Genomic DNA, 17,835 nt, shown 5'->3' with positions numbered 1-17,835 from the left:
TCTATTTAATACGTACTAGCGCAATGATTGTGTTACGAATTCCAAATCACGCGCGATATCCCAACCGAGGAACGGTGACTCTGTGATCGCTGTAGCGCCGCCCAATGAATGAATTCCGCCATAACCATCAAGAATGTAGAAACCGTCTTTCCAATCGACTGAACCGTCGCCATTCACATCAGCGGGGCTGATGCGTAAGTCGCGGGCGATATCGAAGTTAAAGCCTGGAGCGCCAAGTTTCCCTGACAGATTGCCCCGGTTTTCAACATCATCAGAAGGCCCTGCGCCTAACAATCCGCCTGGAGCGCCAAACACTTGGCCAAAGCCATTCATGGTTACAAAGTCAACCAACTGAGTAGAATCGCCATCGGTTTGGACGATCAATTCTAGATCACGGAAAATATCATCCGGCGAGAAGCCATTGGTAAATGTAATATCGTTGATGACCGCTTCGCCATAACCAGAACCAAATGTCCACAACACGCCGTTTCCATCAAGAACTACGTAGCCAACGACTGTGCCGTCTGGATTCTGTACCAGTTCGAGATCACGAGCGATGTCGATGAAGAACCCTTGTCCCAAGTTTGCCGGATCAATTACGGCCTCTTGGTCAAGTTGTCCATTACCATTGATATCTTCTGTGATGATGAACGGAGGATTCGGAATCGAAATTTGATCCAGTTGTCCATTTCCGTTTGCGTCTTCGGTGTCATATTCATTGTTTCCATTGGCATCATCAAACATGACTTGTGAACCCGGGAGACGAAGGCGTTTTGTGCCTTGTGGATCCAAAGTAACCATGTCGCCGAGGAACGGAACATCACCAAAGGGAACAATTACGCCATTACCCATCAAGACATATCCAGCAAATGGACTGTAGGAAACAACTTCAATGTCTTGCGCGAAGCGACCAGGCGCTTCGAAAGATTCACTGGGGAGAGGCGCATCGCCATTCGAGCCAATCTTAACAATGACGCCATCGTCATTTAAGACATACAGCGGCGTTCCGCTTTCCAGTTGTGCGCCGGTGACGTCTTCAACGCCAGCCATTGCGCGAACGGAATCGCTGGTAGAAATGTTACTTGAGAAAGCGCCGTCAGGAGTTTGCATCAGGCCGAAACCGTCAAGAATCACAAACTGCGGTTCCATAACGGGATTGGCAATTTTGACTTTAATTGCGTTGCTGTCGTTGCCTGCGGCGTCGGTCACTGCAACATAGACTTGCTTTTTCATCAGTTGCAATCCGCCAAAGTAGAAGGCTCCAATTCCATTTGCTTGCGTTGAAGCAATCACGCCGCTTTTGTCAGCGTTTTCATACAACGTAACATAAGCGTTTTCTTCAACTGCTCCTGTGTTGCCTTGAACCACTGTGCCCGAACCGGTGATGACTGAAAGATCAGGATCAGACGTTTCGACATCAAGTTCAACAGCAATCGGGTTGCTGCTGAAATTACCAAAGGCGTCAACTAAACTGATGAAGACAACAGAGCGTCCAACTGAAGCGCCCGCTGCCGGGTTCCAGTAGTTTTCACCTAAGTTCAACCCATTAGCGCCTGGAAGCGGAGCCATAAGGCCACCCAGGTACTGTTGGTATAGAACTTGGTTCAGTGGTTTGACATCGACAATGCTTAAGCCTGGGTCATGTACGTCGATCGAGAGGTCATCATTTTCGTCCGCCAACACAACAATGAACGGAAGAGCGTCTGCTGGCAAATTAGAAACATAGATGCGACGGATGTTCATGATGTCGTCGCTGCCCTTACCGCGCTGCACCAATTCAACATCATCAGCAATAGGCGCAAGAACGATGCGTGGGCCAGTGCGATCAAAGCCGTCGGATTCAACGATTCGATCAAAAGCGAGGACGGCAACGGTTTGGTCAGGAAGAACCGCAAGCGCGACTAAGAAAAATTCCTGCACAAACTCGCCATCAATTGGGTCAAAGTTTGGAACATTAATAGCAAACGTTCCAGCAGAACCCGCCTGTGCCGACGACAGTTCATTGGTGAATGGGAAAGGAGATTCGGGATTGGCGTCAGCATTCAAGAAGGCTGTCACAATCACGTTTGCTGTCACAGTTGCTCCGCTGATAATGAAATCAATGGTTCCATCCGTTAAAGATTCAGAACCATCGTCTGCGACTATGAAGAGTGAGCCGTTGACGACATCGTTAGAACTTGCGCCGCCTGGCAATTTATTCGTGATGCTATCAACCTGTAGTCTCCATGGGCCGCCCATATCTGGAATATCGCCAGGAGCCACATTTCGCAAGTCAACAACACGGTAATCGCTTTCGTTGCCATACGCATCAACCGCATTTACGTAAACGACACGGCTGATTGCTGGAGGCAATTTGATTGAAAATGAACCGTCCGCGCCTGCTCTTAAACCCGTAAAGAAGAAGGCATTCGCAGGTAGGTTGCCTAAAGCAACGGTATCCGGCACATCGGTTGGTACTGAATCAACCGCCCAGATACGGACGCGAGCGCGGCTTTCAGCCGAACCACTGACCAAAAACCCGCCAGGAAATACGGAGGCAACTTGCGAGATGGTTGGAGTATCTGTTCCATCGTCGATCAACACTTCTTGCAAGGTTGCGCTCTGGTTGGCAAATGGGTCTTGCACCAACAAGTACACATTTTCTTGCAAGACCGGAAATCCACCAATAAAGGCTGGAGGGACGATGACCGATATCGTGCCGTCTGCTGCTGCGCGACCACTGGCAAGAACTGCACCGGTCGCGTCATTTTGCGCATAAACTGTAACGAGCGAGTAAGGATCAACAGTGGCGTTGACAACAGCGGAGTTTTCGCCGTTTACGCTTTGGGTTACAGAAATATTGCTGATGCTAACAGAGGTATCATTGGTAACTTGCGCCCAGAAAGGTGCGAAAGCAGCAGGACTTTTCGTACTGGTTATCCGCATACTAACGACGGGGCTGAACGAACCGGTTCCAACATTACCGCTATTAATGTCACCTGTAAGGAACGGGAAGAATGAACCGTTGCTTACCAGCACCGGATTGCCATTGCCATCGACAATCGCATCACCGTTACCATCAATTTGAAGGTTTTCGTTTAACGTAATCCGAATCAAACGTCCCGGTGGAGGAGGCGTAGTCCCATTAAACGCACCTTGGTAAATTTCGATCTGCGCGAAATTGGGTACGCTTCCAGGGATACCTTCGAATTTATCAACGATGCTGACAACGCCACCTTGAGACTGACGCGCTTGAGACAGCAGTATCTGACCCACCAATGCTTGGTTGTCAGGATTGACTGCTACCACGTTCAACAATTTGTTTGCTGGCGTCGTCTTTGCTTCGAGAGCAGCCAACACTTGCTCATTCGCAACGTCAAGTGAAAACGTCCCATTGATGACGGAGCCATTTAACCGCGTTGCCGTGATTGAAGCAACAAGCCCGGTCGTCGCCGTGTCAAACGCAACCGGAGTCGCATCTTGAATCGGAAACTGACCATACACCGAAGCGTTTTTGGTGAACGATTGTCCGCCTGCTTCGATTAAAACTGTGCTTTGAGGAGGCACTGATTCCGTCAAACCAATGACCGTTACTACGTCACCGTCTTTGACCAATAGCAGATCCTCGAAGCCGCTTGCTCCACTGTTGACTTTGACACGAGCCTGCGATGCGTCTTGCGCCAAAGCGGCGGTGGGTAGGGCCACGACCAGAAGCATTACAGCCAGTGCTTTGACCAAAGACAACAGCCCTTTCGATTTGAACATCATGCATCCTCCTCTATCTGCGCCGCCCTGTTTAGACGGTTCTCGAAGGTTCCAGTTTTTTAATCTATCTTAAGCAAGTCATTATGACTCACTTGTTTACGATATCCGTTTGTTACACATTCACTCCCAGCAAACTTACAGAGGCGGTATTAACTCTGTTTCGGCTGCGGCAGTTTGTAAATCGGCGATGAGGATGTTGACGCTGTGAACCGATTGCCCTGTCATATCCTCAACCATACTTTTCACTTCTTTTTGCACCGACTCCGCCACCTGAGGGATGGGGTAGCCTTCTTCAACAAGAACGGTCAAATCAATTGCGACTTCTTCTTCGTCGGTGGAGACCTTAACGCCTTTTGCGCCGTCTCCGCGCCCCCAAACTTTTGAGAGGCTATCGACTAGACCTTCTGTATTTTCAATTCCTGCTACGCCTGATATTTTCCGGGCGCAGATTGCGGCTATATTTTCAAAGACTTCGTTCGATACGCCAATATCGCCCCATTCCGGGGCGCTTGCTTCTTGTTCGCTCATAACAGTGTTTGCTGCTGCGGTGCGCTTTCAGGCGTTGAGAGTTCCGTTTCAGACTTGCCATCCGCAACCAATTCTTTCATGTACTTGCCTGCCTTGAACTGCACAATGTTACGGGCCGGCACGTCAGCCGTTTCTTTTGTTACCGGATTACGACCAACGCGAGCAGGAGTCCGCTTTACCTTAAACACGCCAAAGTTACGAACTTCGATGCGTTTTTCGTTGGCCAAAATCTCGATAAACACATCAAGAACGCACTCAACAATCGCCTTCGTCAGGTTCTTGTTTAACTTCGTTCGTTCCGCGACAAGTTCAATGATCTCTTTCTTGGTCACGCGGTTCGTCTCCCGGTCTGCTCAAAACAGTTGGCTTCGTCTATGTACGATTCTGCCATTCGCGAGTTAAAAACGGCGCTCTTCGCCAAGCCTCGCGAAATTTATCAATAATTGCGGGGATGGGATTCGAACCCATGACCTCCGGGTTATGAGCCCGACGAGCTACCACTGCTCCACCCCGCGCCAATCGCTTTATATCTGATAGAACAAGCCTTATAAGCCGAAGCTACGTTAACCTATACCTCTTGTCTTGTCAAGGAAATTTCTAAGTTTTTTATCAAAAAGCAGTTATACAACCTCTTGGAATACCCTAAGTTGAGAACCGCCATTCAGTACAAACGTAGTCATCAAAAACAAGCGACGTTATCTTGGTTCGTTTTGAGGCGTAAAATTGATTAAAACCTCATCCGAACCTAAATAATTCATCTTTTCTCTGGCGACTTGCTCCCAGGAGGCCGGATCACCCTCCAAGCGACCCAGCCACTGAGTCTTCTGCTGTTTTTCTACACTAAGAACAGATAAGTCGTATTCGAGTTGATAGAGCCTAAGCCTAAGGACATCAACACGATCATAACGATTAATCAAGGTTGACACACAGACTGCCAATGTAAAAAGAAGCGCTGCCGCCAGCCCCCAAGAAACAGGGTCATGAATAAAGGCTTTCAGCCACTGAAGCATGACACTTTCACCGCTTAAAGATCGACTTACCCGGGTAATAACTGCGTTGGCCGAGTTCTTCTTCGATTCGCAACAATTGGTTATATTTGCAAACACGGTCTGTACGGCAAAGCGACCCCGTCTTAATCTGCCCCGCGTTGGTTGCAACGGCGAGATCAGCAATGGTTGTATCTTCAGTTTCGCCGCTACGGTGCGAAATCACATTGGTATACTTGGCTTTCTTGGCAATTTCGATAACATCTAAGGTTTCGGTCAATGAGCCGATTTGATTTAGTTTAATCAAGATCGAGTTAGCAATATTATCATCAATGCCCATCACGAGGCGTTCACGGTTCGTAACAAACAAATCATCGCCGACCAACTGGATTTTGTCGCCCAATTTTTCGGTGAGAAGCGCCCAACCCTTCCAGTCATCCTGGTCCATGCCGTCTTCAATTGAGATGACAGGATATTTTTTGACTAGCGCCGCATAAAAATCAACCAAATCAGCAGCGGATTTTTCGGGGTCCTTCTCGGCGCCCAAAATGTATTTTTTCTTTTTCTTATCGTAAAATTCCGCTGAGGCAACATCTAGCGCGAGCGAAATTTGTTCTCCAGGTTTGTAACCGGCCTTCTCAATCGCCTTGATAATGACGGAAAGACCTTCTTCATTGGATTTCACATCAGGTGCAAAACCGCCTTCATCGCCGACCGCAGTGTTTTTGCCTTCGTCGGCGAGAACTTTTTTCAATGTATGAAAAACTTCGGCGCCCATACGTAAAGCTTCAGAAAAGGTTTCTGCGCCGTGAGGGATAATCATGCACTCTTGGATATCGAGGTTGTTGTCAGCATGTTCGCCGCCATTGAGGATATTCATCATCGGCACGGGAAGCATGTGAGCGTTGGCGCCGCCCAAGTAACGGTAAAGAGGAACGCCCAATAAATTCGCAGCGGCGCGGGCAGTCGCCAAAGAGACGCCTAAAATTGCGTTGGCGCCGAGTTTGGATTTATTTTTGGTGCCATCCAAGTCCAACATTTTGCCGTCAACATCGCGCTGGGAGAGCACATCCATGCCCGCCAAAGCAGGAGCAATTTTTTCGTTTACATTTTTGATTGCTTTTTGGACGCCCTTACCAACATAGCGGTCTTTCACTTTGTCGCGCATTTCCAGGGCTTCGTGGATGCCTGTTGAGGCGCCGGAGGGCACAGCGGCGCGGCCTACGACTCCGCATTCGAGTTCGACATCAACTTCAACTGTTGGGTTGCCGCGTGAGTCCAAAATTTCTCGCGCATGTACGCTTATGATGCTTTCTGTATTGCTCATTTTGATCGTGCTCCTTGTTGCGAATAGAATCAAAGGTTGCTTAGCGCGACTCAGCGCGCGAGATTTGATTATCTTAGATCGAAACTAAAATAAATTCTAGTCAAATCTACGCTTAATAACCAATAAATTACAATCAGTAACACTTATGAAAAACCTCGCTGCAAGTCAAAAGCAACCTAATAGTAGACATGTTTCTCAATTTTTGAGTTTAAATCAACCCATCCACAATCAATCTCGGTTAATTTAACCAGGATTATACACAAGTTGCTATCTCAACAAAACATATATTGAAGAATCCGTTTTACCGTTCATTGGGCAGGTGGAGGATCATTTTGCATTTTTTCATTGAATCTGTTGCATATATATATTCTTAGCCGCCCTGTTTGGCTTCCGTGCGCGAACGATCTAGCAATAAGGAGAAGTCTAACCACTTCGCTGAGTGGGTGAGCGATCCAACGGATATATAATCAACGCCGGTTTCGGCAACAAAAGACACCGTGCTGAGATTAATGCCGCCGGAGGCTTCGGTTTCAGCGCGACCGGCGATGAGTTCGACCGCTTCGGTCATGGTTTCGATGTCCATATTGTCGAGCATAATGCGGTCGACGCCGACGTCGATGGCTTCTTGCACTTCTTTCAGGTTGCGCGTTTCGACTTCAATCGCGAACCGGTTGCCCCATTTTTGTTTGGCGGCATTCACCGCGCCCTGAATCGAACCGCAACTGTCGATGTGGTTGTCTTTAATCAACACCATATCGAACAAACCAATACGGTGATTTAAGCCGCGGCCAACGCGTACTGCGTATTTTTCCAGACGGCGCAATAGCGGCACTGTTTTTCGCGTGTCTAATATCCGCGCTTTGGTATGACGCACTGATTTGACAAATTCCGATGTAGTTGTAGAGATGCCGGAGAGATATGACAAGTAATTCAGCGCGACCCGTTCACCCATCAATATTGATTGAATCGGGCCGTCGATGGTAAAGATGGTGCGTCCAGGCGTGATCGTCTGGCCTTCGCGCGCCCAGGCGTTGACTTCAACCCGTGGATCGACAAAACGAAAGACTTCTTGAAAGATGGGCGCCCCGCAGAGAATCCCCATTTGTTTTACGACCACACGCGCCGATCCGGGTTTTTCTTCTTCGATGGTAGCCATCGTGGTTACGTCGCCGTCGCGGATGTCTTCGCGAAGCGCATTTTGAATCATTTGATGGATGTCATCATCAATCTGGATCGGGACGTCAATCAAACCATCAACAGATTTTCCGGTTTGGGCGAATTCTTCGTTCTTTTCAGCGACTGATGGGTCCATTAGTTTTTGTATACTCAAATTGGAATGGGAATGGATTTTACTTCAAACCACAAATCTTACAACAGACCCGCATCGACTATACAGCCGCCTAGGTATGATTCTAATATTGGATCATACCATACCTGAGGGAGCCATTGTGATGAAAAGCGTAATCTGGGGAATTGTACTCCTAATTTTTGTTGCCGTGTCCGGCGTCTGTCAACAAGATGAAACCTTAGAACGATCTCGCGCATTGGGCCTCGCCTACATGGAAGAAGACGACTTTCCAAACGCCGTTGAATATTTTGAACAAGCCGTCAAACTCGCGCCGGATTCCGCCAAAGACGCCGCGAACCTGGGCAAGTCTTATTACCACGCCGAACGCTTTGATGATGGAATCATCTCCCTTAAGCGCGCTCTTGAACTCGAACCCGATAACACCGTCGCTCGCTACAACCTGGGACTCATTTATAAAACACAGGGCAACTTCAAAGACGCTCTGCCCTGCTTTGAGGAGATTGCAAAGAATAACGCAGAAGATGCGGCGTTGTTTTATAACCTCGGCTTATCGCTGGTGAATCTGGGCCGCAATCAGGAAGCCATCCCCTGGTTTGAGAAGACGCTTACACTCGACCCGGCGCATACCAGCGCAATTTATCAACTCATGCTGTTTGCTGCGCGTAACGGTCAACGCGACCGCAGCCGCGAGTTACAAAAGCAATTTCAGGAATACAAAAAAAACGAAGCGCAGCGCCCTCCCGACGCCGTTGATGAAGGTATATTCTTCGGCCCGCTGGAATATGAAATCACAAAGCAACCATCAGAAACACCAACCAGCAGTAAGACATCCTCAGAGTTTACAATCAACACTGACTGGTCAAACGCATTGAAGAAAAAACTAGACGTTTCCTCTACTCGCGTATTGGCGTCATTGCCTGACCTCGAAGCCAAACAGACTGATCTCGTCATCACCAGCGAAGAGAAAACTCATATCGTTCGCATAGACAAGAATGCAGAAATCATCTCACAGAAACTGATTGGCGAAGTTGCGTACGACAAATGCTATCCCGCTGATTTTGATAACGACAAACAACTTGATCTGCTTTTCATCTCGCCAGATAAAGTCGTTTTGTTTAAGAACAATGGAAGCGGATACGATTTATTGGATAACCTTTTCACTGCTGAAACGGACGGCGTAAATGACGCCTGTTGGACAGACTTTGACCACGAAGGCGACCTTGATCTTTTTCTCGCAAGGCCAAACGAAGGCGACTTAATTCTTCAAAACAACAGCGACGGTTCATTTAAAAATGTGACAGAAACCATTGATGGATTGCAATTAGGAAACAGCTATTCAATTACTACCTCTGATTATGATTTCGATAACGATTTGGATATCTTTCAGCTCACATCAGATGGAAACGTACGCGTCTTTGATAATCTAAGAGAAGTGCGCTTTAAATTAGTTGAAGACAAGCCGCTAGTTTCCAATCTCGATACGACGCCCTATATTCGATGCTTTAGTTTTGAATCAAATAATTCAAAGCAACTGGTTGTTTTCAATGCTTGGATGAATGAGCAGCTATTTCGTGTCAATCAAGAGGGTGAAATTGAAATTCCGTTAATTGAAACGCCTGGATACAGCCCGTTGTCTGTGTGTGATTTTAATAACGATGGGCTTCTTGATGTGTTGCATGAACGAAAAGGCAATGACCGCGCGGCGCTTACCATTATACACTCGCCCCAAAATTCCATTTTGACTAAATCTATTTTCACAAACCAACGCACCAATCAAAGCGTCCATTCAGCCATCCCCGCTGACATCGACTGGGACGGCGATTTGGATTTGCTGGTCAACTATGACGACGGTTATTTGCTTCCATACGAAAATGATTTGAAAGAGAGCAACAAATCCATTCTGGTGAAAGTGAATGGGGAGAAAAACACTTCATTCGGTTACGGCGCCAAGATTCAGATCAAAGACGGCCTGTTTCGCGCCTATCGTGAAATTCAAGAACCCGTCACGCATATCGGCGTCGGCAACCGCGACCAAGTCGACGTGCTGCGAATCACCTGGCCCAACGGCATTTTCCAAAATGAAATTCATACCGCCGCCGCGTCTCCTGCGATCTTGAACGTCTCGGAGAAGCCTGGTTATGCGGGTTCGTGTCCGTTTATCTATACCTGGGACGGCGAGAAGTTTGACTTCATCAGCGATGCGCTTTCCACTGGGCCGCTTGGCCTATACGTCGGCGGAGGATTCTTCCCGCCGCGCCCGGAGGAATACATCCGCATACGCGGCGACCAGATGAAACCACTCGACGGCGAATATCACGTTCGCGCTTCGGAAGAACTGCGCGAGATCACTTATCTGGACCGCCTCGAACTGCTGTCCGCTTCGCATCCAGACGCGATTGAGATTCATGTCAACGAGAGTTTTACTCTGCCGCCGTTTCCTAAATTCAAACTCTACGGCATGTCGAAACAGGCGCGCCTCATCGCACGCATGGTGGACAATTTCGGCAATGACGTAACGGATTTAGTGAAAGAAAATGACAACCGTTATCCGCGTCCATTTAATTTAGACACACACTTTGAAGGCGTCGATCATGAATACTGGTTCGAGATCGACTTGGGAGATTTTGACGAAACGCAGCCAGTCCTATTATTTATGACCGGCTACGTTGACTGGCCCAATTCCAGCGTGGCGCGTTCGTTGGAACAGAACCCATCGCTCGATTTTGTCATGCCCTACTTGCAAGTCAAAAATGAAAGCGGCGAATGGGAAACGGTCAAAAATCCGATGGGCTTCCCTGCGGGCAAATTAAAGACCGTCCCGCTGGATTTGAGCGGCTTGTTCAAAACAAATGATCATACGGTCCGAATCGTCTCGACTCTGATGGTGCATTGGGACCGCATCTGGGTTGATCCCGCGCCGATCACAGAAGGCTTCAAGATCATCACACATGAGATGACCTCCGCCGACTTTCGTTTTGGCGGCTACTCGCGCATGTATGACCTCGCGGGCGTCGGGCCGCATTGGTACGACTATAGTCAGCGCAATGACAATCAGCGTTGGAGTTTCAACGTCGGCGACTACACCCGCTTCGGCGACGTGCATTCATTGCTGACCGATTTCGACGACCATTACGTTATCATGGCGCCGGGCGATGAGGTTGCCGCGACGTTTGACGCGAGCAATCAACAAAAAGCCGCGAACCTGACTTACTTTTTGCACTTGCATGGTTGGGTGAAAGACGCCGACATCAGCACTGCGCACAGCGTCACCGTCGAGCCATTGCCGTTTAAGGAGATGGGCGGCTATCCATACGGAGACGACAAGAGTTACCCGCTCACGGCGGAGAATCTTGAATACTTGTTGGAATATAACACGCGAACGATTACCGGCCCGAACGAACCGATGCGGGTTCCGAAACAGTGGAAGGCGACTGCGCCAGCGCATCGGTCTCGCGGGTTATCTCAGCGCTGAGTTTTTGTTTTGAATCATCATCTAAGAAAGATGCTTGTAACGCGTTTTGAATTAAACGTGGAAACTCGTTTGTCTTGTATCCATGATATTGCACCAGGTTGGCAAATTCGTCATTAAGCGTGGTACGGAAAAACGGCGGATCGTCCGTGCTAAGATTTACTGGAATGCCGCGTTGATCGTATTGTTTGAAGGGGTGATTTTCAATATTCGTAACGACGCCTAGCATGACATTGCTGGTCAAACATAAATTCAACGGGATTTTATTTTCCGCGAGATAGGCGACTAACTTTTCATCCTCATGGGCGCGTACGCCGTGATCGAGACGCTCGGGTTTAAGCGATTCCAACGTACGCCAGATCGAATTCGCGCCAAGCCCCTCGCCAGCATGGGCGGTCTTTCTCAGCCCCAAACCAGCAGCGTATTCAAACACTTCTTTCGATTGTTCGGGCGGGTAGTTTTCTCCTCCGCCCAGACCGACGCCAACCACAAGCGGATTTGGATTTTCTTCGACAGTTTTAATCACTCGCATCCCCGCTTCGGGCCCGAGGTCGCGCACAATGTCAATCACGAAGCGGTGACTGCGTTTTTCTGAACCGGGGGCTTCTCGCAACCCCTCATCAATCGCATTCATAATCGAAGCGTATTCCATGCCCGCCATCATGAATTTATGCGGCGCAAAGGTCAGTTCAACATAGCGGATGTTTTGTTGATCGAGATAGGCGCCCAAGTCATACGCGGCGAGGCGAAAATCATCCGGCGAACGAAGCAAACCGGAAATGAATAAAAATTTTTGAAAAAATTCATGCGGGTTTTGAAAATACAACGCCCATTGCGCATCAGCAAATGTGCGGATTTCTTCGACGTTCTGTTTTTTCGCCAGTTTTAAAATCGTTTGCGCATGGATGGCGCCTTCAAAATGCAAGTGAATTTCGACCTTGGGGATGGCTTCAATAAACGCGCGGTCGCTCTCGTTGATTGAAGGCGGCTTCGCAATAGATGTTTGCTTTGGTTTCGGACGAAAAAAGAGATTGCGAAAGGTTCTTAACATTTCTTGATGTGATACTCCAAATGGTATTTATTCACACCCAAGTATAATCCGGTCACTTTCGGGTGGAACGGCTGTTTAGTATGATGGATATAGAAATCGAGTGGTGGGCTGCTTCGCGAGCCCACCCTACCCGGAATTAAAATAACACGTTGATTACCGAGTTCTGTTCCCATGAAATTTGAAGCAGCAAAGCCAGAACATATTCCATTGATCCAAGACGCCTTCGATGCCATGCGCGAAGATCGGCGGCGGCGGTTTGTCGATTATCTGGCGGAACCGGGCGTCACTGATTTTCACCGCGACCGATTGGTTCGTTCTATCGAAGAAAATAAAGCAACCTTCGAAGTCGTATTCGATGGAGACCGTTTGGCGGCGATAATCGGAATCCAGCAATCCGCATTTCATACCAATCACTACGGAGTTCCCTACTACAAAATCCAACCAGGATTCTGGTTTACGAACGACTACGGCGTTGTCTCAAAAATTGCCCAAGCGCTCCAACAGAAAATGCAAATACCTGAACGCGCCGTCTACACCACCCGCGTCGACGCCGATGAATCGAACATCACATACGCGCTTTGCGAACAGGGCTTCCGCCCGGTGGGGACGTCGGTCCGCATGGTATTGCGCGATCAAGAATTAAAAAATCAAATTGACAGGTTACACGAGCGGCAATATGATAATTTTCAAATTCGCAACGCCGGGCCGCAAGACGTTGACGCGCTCAAGCGAATTGGAGGAAGCGATCACGCCTACAGCCATTTCTTTCATGAGGCGAAGTTTCCTCAAGCAAAGACGCAAGAACTTTTTGCGATCTGGACGCAAAAAAGCGCCGAAGGCATGGCGGACGCCGTCATCGTGATTGAGCAAGATGGTGAAATCGCCGGATTTTGCTCATTGCTGTCTAACAATGCGTTACTTTCATATATCAACTTGAGTATCGGCGTCATTGACTTCATCGTGGTGGACAGCCGCTTTCAGGGCAAAGGGCTCGGTTCGCTCTTATTGGGCGCCGCGCTAGAATGGTTTCAAGGCAAAGTTAACCGGATTGAATTACGGACCATGGCGGAAAACGTGAAAGCGATCCGCTTTTATCAAACGCATGGGTTCCGGCTTCTCTCGGCGGACCAACATTTGCACTACTGGACCGATTCGCCGTAAGACCCCGGCAGCGTATCGAAGCGAGTTTGGTGATGCTGCATCAACACCGGGTGCTCGTTCTGAATTCGAGTTACGAAGCGATTAATATCTGCAACGCCCGCCGTGCGCTGATGATGCTTCTGGCGGAAAAAGCCGATATGATCGAAAAGGCCGAGAAATGCGTACGCTCCGCCAGCCTCAACGTGCCCTTGCCCGAAGTCATTCGCCTGCGCCGCTACGTCAGGCTTCCCTACCGACCGATTCCCTTCTGCCGAAAAAATATCATGTTGCGCGACGGCTTTCGTTGCCAGTATTGCAATACCGTCTTCAAAGCCGACGAGCTTACGCTCGACCACGTCATCCCCGTCTCGCGCGGTGGTGTGGATTCATGGAACAACGTCGTGACCGCCTGTAAGAAATGCAACCACAAAAAAGGCAACCACCTGCTCGACCATATCGGCATGAAATTGATTCATCGCCCCCGCAAGCCGACCCTGCCGACTTTCTTGCACCTCGTTCGTCTTATCGGCGAACGCCGCGAGGTTTGGCGCAAGTATCTGTTCTTCGATGAACCCGAGCAAATGAAAGCAACGATATAAAACGCATAATCCGATCCCGTGTTTGTCATAGCGAGAAGCCTGCCTGCCGAAGGCAGGTCGCTTCGTTGCGCTCGCGATGACACAATCGTTAAGTTAAAAGAGTGGCTCTGCGTCTGGATTTTCGGCGTGAACTTTGTAGGATACCTACGGCAACTTCAATGCGCCTGTAGCTCAGCGGATAGAGCACATGATTCCGGTTCATGGTGCCGGGGGTTCAAATCCCTCCAGGCGCGATTATTTAAGCGCTCATCCGGGAGATGAAGACTTATTACGGATTTGAGGAGTTTCCCAAAGGGGTTTTATACGGACAGAAAAAAAAGATGCCCTCATCTTATACAGGTCCATTTAATTGATGTTGGGTGCGGAAGAATTAAGAATGATTTCGAAAAAAGAACCATCGCACACAATAGTGTATGTAATCCTTCTGATAGCGGCGATATCTTTACTCCCATCCAGTTACTCCAATACAAACTCAAAGAGCATCCAATCAGACATAGAATTGATTCACCTCAGTGAGGACGGAACTCAATTTATCCGTTCTGAATCGGGAACCAGGTTCGTTATCTGGGGAGTCAACTACGACCATGACGACTCAGGACGCCTCATAGAAGATTACTGGAACGAAGAATGGTCGACTGTTGTTGAAGACTTCAATGAGATCAAAGCCCTCGGCGCTAATGTTGTGCGGATTCACCTGCAAACAGCGAAATTTATGGAGGCGCCGGATACACCAAACGAATTGGAACTCAGGCAACTAGCGCGCCTTGTGGATCTGGCCGAGAAAACCGGACTCTACCTCGATATCACAGGGCTTGGGTGCTACCACAAGAAAGACGTTCCTCAGTGGTATGACTCGATGAACGAGGCCGAGCGCTGGGACGTTCAAGCCCTATTCTGGGAGGCGGTCGCAAAGACTTGTGCTCAAAGCCCGGCGGTCTTCTGTTACGACCTTATGAATGAACCGATCCTTGCGGGCGGGAAAAAGACGGAACCGGAGTGGTTGGCTGGAGAGTTAGGGGGCAAGCACTTTGTCCAGCGTATTACACTTGATCTCGCCGGACGCCAGAGAGAACAAGTTGCCAAGGCCTGGGTCAACAAGCTCGTCGCGGCAATCCGGCAGCACGATAATCATCATCTGATTACCGTTGGAGTAATCCCCTGGGCTCACACTTGGCCAAATGCCAAACCGCTCTTTTACTCAAAAGAAGTAAGCGACAAATTAGATTTCGTCAGCGTCCACTTCTATCCCGGGAAAAACGAAGTCGACAAGGCGCTCAAGGCGCTTGAGGTCTATGATATCGGCAAACCTCTGGTTATCGAGGAGATGTTTCCACTGAAATGTGGTATAGACGAGATGAACATGTTTATTGACGGATCGAGAAAGATCGCCGATGGATGGATCAGCTTCTATTGGGGCAAGACCATCGAAGAATACGGTGCGAAACATCACAGCCTGCCAGATGCGATTATAAAGCAATGGCTGGAATACTTTCGCACAAAAGCGCCAGAGATTATCGGGCTTGAGGAAAAAGGCGCCCAATCACAAACTCCACCGGACACGGACGAGCCGCACCGCGTGCATAATGTGAACTGAGCCAAGCATAGCTCTGACAAAATTATGTCTAATGGGGCCACCGAAATTCATCGGTGGAAATGATCAAAAAACTGTGATCCTTGACGCCTTGCCCGCTGCTTCAATGGGGCCACCGAAATTCATCGGTGGAAATAATTAGGATATAATTTATGCTGTGTTGTTTCACAATCGCTTCAATGGGGCCACCGAAATTCATCGGTGGAAATCCCCGCAGGCGATTACGTCGATCCAATCAATGCGCTCTGGGCTTCAATGGGGCCACCGAAATTCATCGGTGGAAATCGCAAGGGCGGCGGCGTCCCAGCCGAATACAAGAGGTGCTTCAATGGGGCCACCGAAATTCATCGGTGGAAATTTCGCAAACCGGGTATTTGATGGAGCGGGAGTTTTAGCTTCAATGGGGCCACCGAAATTCATGGGTGGAAATGGGTGAGGGTTCCGTTTTTCCCCGCGCTTAAACCGTTTGCTTCAATGGGGCCACCGAAATTCATCGGTGGAAATCCGGCAAAGTGGAATATATAGAATTGGTTGTTAAGTATCTGCTTCAATGGGGCCACCGAAATTCATCGGTGGAAATGCCCGTTCCCGGTCCGCGCCCGGCGACGAACCCAAGCTTCAATGGGGCCACCGAAATTCATCGGTGGAAATTTTAAGTGGTTTTTTGTTACGCTTTTTATCCTTGGGTTGCTTCAATGGGGCCACCGAAATTCATCGGTGGAAATTCCAACAACTCGATGAGATGTTGGCGGTTGAAAACTTGCTTCAATGGGGCCACCGAAATTCATCGGTGGAAATAGGAACGCTGCGTTTTGTATTGGATGACGGCGGGTTGGCTTCAATGGGGCCACCGAAATTCATCGGTGGAAATGCCCGGTCAGCGTGTAACCGACTGACCGCTGTATAGCTTCAATGGGGCCACCGAAATTCATCGGTGGAAATGGTACGGTATCGCCGTTGTTTGGCTTGTGACTTTCGATTGCTTCAATGGGGCCACCGAAATTCATCGGTGGAAATTCGGTTTTTGTTGGGCGTTTTCTATCATTCCGAGGATGCTTCAATGGGGCCACCGAAATTCATCGGTGGAAATTTGTTGATTCGGGCTGGAAGACAGCGGTGAACGTGGGGCTGCTTCAATGGGGCCACCGAAATTCATCGGTGGAAATTCACCCTAACCCTCTCCCAAGGGGAGAGGGGATTGATTGCTTCAATGGGGCCACCGAAATTCATCGGTGGAAATTTGGCAGACGCACGACGGCGCGTTGCGGAAGGTTCCTGCTTCAATGGGGCCACCGAAATTCATCGGTGGAAATGCAATCGTCCCGACCTCGACCGCTGACGGGTTCTGCTCGCTTCAATGGGGCCACCGAAATTCATCGGTGGAAATCACTTTGCCGGAGTTAAAAAAACATTGACGCTAGACAGTGCTTCAATGGGGCCACCGAAATTCATCGGTGGAAATATCGGATGAGTCTGGCGATCTGAATTCGTCTCGATTGGCTTCAATGGGGCCACCGAAATTCATCGGTGGAAATTCGATGACCAAAGAGCGCACAATTGTATCTTACGGGCGCTTCAATGGGGCCACCGAAATTCATCGGTGGAAATCGATTGTTATCGCTGTCTTCTCCGCTGCTTTTCCGAGAGCTTCAATGGGGCCACCGAAATTCATCGGTGGAAATGTCTTCCCGACTCATACCGCGTTTTTCCATTTCATCAAGCTTCAATGGGGCCACCGAAATTCATCGGTGGAAATAAATAAAGCAACCCGCCGTATGACAAACGGACAAGCCGACGCTTCAATGGGGCCACCGAAATTCATCGGTGGAAATGTTAGATAGTTATCCTCTAACGGAATTGAGTATAGGCGCTTCAATGGGGCCACCGAAATTCATCGGTGGAAATCGCCGTTGTCTTACTAATATCCGATAATGTAAACCCGTGCTTCAATGGGGCCACCGAAATTCATCGGTGGAAATGTAAACCATATAATAGTCGCATAAGGTATTTCTAACATGCTTCAATGGGGCCACCGAAATTCATCGGTGGAAATCAGCAATAACCGTGGGATGATTAAGTTTGCAGGTATTG

General features: G+C 48.9%; 11 protein-coding genes, 2 tRNA genes and 1 CRISPR repeat array. Of the genes, 5 read left to right on the top strand and 8 right to left on the bottom strand.

What is annotated here, in order from left to right; all coding sequences use genetic code 11:
* Window positions 1-15: 15 nt before the first annotated feature.
* The 7 genes from P9L94_01355 to nadC form a co-directional block, all read right to left on the bottom strand.
* Window positions 16-3,747: a hypothetical protein gene (locus P9L94_01355; protein MDP8242698.1), complete on the bottom strand. Its 3,732-nt coding sequence runs from the start codon at window positions 3,745-3,747 to the stop codon at window positions 16-18.
* Between the two features lie 132 nt (window positions 3,748-3,879).
* Window positions 3,880-4,272: an Asp23/Gls24 family envelope stress response protein gene (locus P9L94_01350; protein MDP8242697.1), complete on the bottom strand. Its 393-nt coding sequence runs from the start codon at window positions 4,270-4,272 to the stop codon at window positions 3,880-3,882.
* Window positions 4,269-4,604, bottom strand: a complete 336-nt coding sequence (locus P9L94_01345; protein MDP8242696.1) for an HU family DNA-binding protein — start codon at window positions 4,602-4,604, stop codon at window positions 4,269-4,271. Before P9L94_01345 ends, P9L94_01350 begins: the two co-directional genes overlap by 4 nt.
* 111 nt (window positions 4,605-4,715) lie before the next feature.
* A tRNA-Met gene (locus P9L94_01340) sits at window positions 4,716-4,787 on the bottom strand.
* Window positions 4,788-4,967: 180 nt separating this feature from the next.
* Window positions 4,968-5,282, bottom strand: a complete 315-nt coding sequence (locus P9L94_01335) for a hypothetical protein (GenBank protein MDP8242695.1) — start codon at window positions 5,280-5,282, stop codon at window positions 4,968-4,970.
* 7 nt (window positions 5,283-5,289) lie between these two features.
* The gene (eno, locus tag P9L94_01330) at window positions 5,290-6,585 is read right to left on the bottom strand and encodes a phosphopyruvate hydratase (GenBank protein ID MDP8242694.1); all 1,296 of its coding nucleotides are present in this window, start codon (window positions 6,583-6,585) and stop codon (window positions 5,290-5,292) included.
* A gap of 370 nt (window positions 6,586-6,955) precedes the next feature.
* Window positions 6,956-7,897 carry a carboxylating nicotinate-nucleotide diphosphorylase gene (gene nadC, locus P9L94_01325; protein MDP8242693.1) on the bottom strand — a complete coding sequence of 314 codons (942 nt, stop codon included), beginning with the start codon at window positions 7,895-7,897 and terminating at the stop codon, window positions 6,956-6,958.
* 139 nt (window positions 7,898-8,036) lie between these two features.
* Here nadC and P9L94_01320 point away from each other — a divergent pair, with 139 nt between their 5' ends.
* Window positions 8,037-11,366: a tetratricopeptide repeat protein gene (locus P9L94_01320; protein MDP8242692.1), complete on the top strand. Its 3,330-nt coding sequence runs from the start codon at window positions 8,037-8,039 to the stop codon at window positions 11,364-11,366.
* On the opposite strand, the gene add is transcribed toward P9L94_01320, so the two are convergent.
* Complete coding sequence (gene add / locus P9L94_01315; protein MDP8242691.1) at window positions 11,278-12,414, bottom strand: adenosine deaminase; 1,137 nt, start codon at window positions 12,412-12,414, stop codon at window positions 11,278-11,280. The genes P9L94_01320 and add overlap by 89 nt on opposite strands.
* A 171-nt stretch (window positions 12,415-12,585) precedes the next feature.
* Here add and P9L94_01310 point away from each other — a divergent pair, with 171 nt between their 5' ends.
* The 4 genes from P9L94_01310 to P9L94_01295 all read left to right on the top strand — a co-directional run bounded on the left by P9L94_01310 (window position 12,586) and on the right by P9L94_01295 (window position 15,747).
* On the top strand, window positions 12,586-13,575 hold the full coding sequence (locus P9L94_01310) for a GNAT family N-acetyltransferase (protein MDP8242690.1): 990 nt from the start codon (window positions 12,586-12,588) through the stop codon (window positions 13,573-13,575).
* 32 nt (window positions 13,576-13,607) lie between these two features.
* On the top strand, window positions 13,608-14,153 hold the full coding sequence (locus P9L94_01305) for an HNH endonuclease (protein MDP8242689.1): 546 nt from the start codon (window positions 13,608-13,610) through the stop codon (window positions 14,151-14,153).
* A 160-nt stretch (window positions 14,154-14,313) separates the two neighbouring features.
* Window positions 14,314-14,386, top strand: a tRNA-Arg gene (locus P9L94_01300).
* 143 nt (window positions 14,387-14,529) lie between these two features.
* A complete protein-coding gene (locus P9L94_01295) occupies window positions 14,530-15,747 on the top strand; it encodes a cellulase family glycosylhydrolase (protein MDP8242688.1) in 1,218 nt (405 codons plus the stop codon).
* A gap of 25 nt (window positions 15,748-15,772) precedes the next feature.
* Window positions 15,773-17,797: a CRISPR direct-repeat array (repeat unit 36 nt; unit sequence GCTTCAATGGGGCCACCGAAATTCATCGGTGGAAAT).
* Between the last annotated feature and the right edge of the window lie 38 nt (window positions 17,798-17,835).

Origin of the sequence: Candidatus Hinthialibacter antarcticus, assembly GCA_030765645.1 — a bacterium.
Classification (GTDB): domain Bacteria; phylum Hinthialibacterota; class Hinthialibacteria; order Hinthialibacterales; family Hinthialibacteraceae; genus Hinthialibacter; species Hinthialibacter antarcticus.
Note: the sequence above shows the minus strand (reverse complement) of the source record. Positions and strands in the feature narration are given on the sequence as shown.

Bases quoted from the DNA above. Each gene is read 5' to 3' on its own strand.
- P9L94_01355 (MDP8242698.1), bottom strand. From the start codon at position 3,747: ATGATGTTCAAATCGAAAGGGCTGTTGTCTTTGGTCAAAGCACTGGCT.
- P9L94_01350 (MDP8242697.1), bottom strand. From the start codon at position 4,272: ATGAGCGAACAAGAAGCAAGCGCCCCGGAATGGGGCGATATTGGCGTA.
- P9L94_01335 (MDP8242695.1), bottom strand. From the start codon at position 5,282: ATGCTTCAGTGGCTGAAAGCCTTTATTCATGACCCTGTTTCTTGGGGG.
- eno (MDP8242694.1), bottom strand. From the start codon at position 6,585: ATGAGCAATACAGAAAGCATCATAAGCGTACATGCGCGAGAAATTTTG.
- nadC (MDP8242693.1), bottom strand. From the start codon at position 7,897: ATGGACCCATCAGTCGCTGAAAAGAACGAAGAATTCGCCCAAACCGGA.
- P9L94_01320 (MDP8242692.1), top strand. From the start codon at position 8,037: ATGAAAAGCGTAATCTGGGGAATTGTACTCCTAATTTTTGTTGCCGTG.
- add (MDP8242691.1), bottom strand. From the start codon at position 12,414: ATGTTAAGAACCTTTCGCAATCTCTTTTTTCGTCCGAAACCAAAGCAA.
- P9L94_01310 (MDP8242690.1), top strand. From the start codon at position 12,586: ATGAAATTTGAAGCAGCAAAGCCAGAACATATTCCATTGATCCAAGAC.
- P9L94_01305 (MDP8242689.1), top strand. From the start codon at position 13,608: ATGCTGCATCAACACCGGGTGCTCGTTCTGAATTCGAGTTACGAAGCG.
- P9L94_01295 (MDP8242688.1), top strand. From the start codon at position 14,530: ATGATTTCGAAAAAAGAACCATCGCACACAATAGTGTATGTAATCCTT.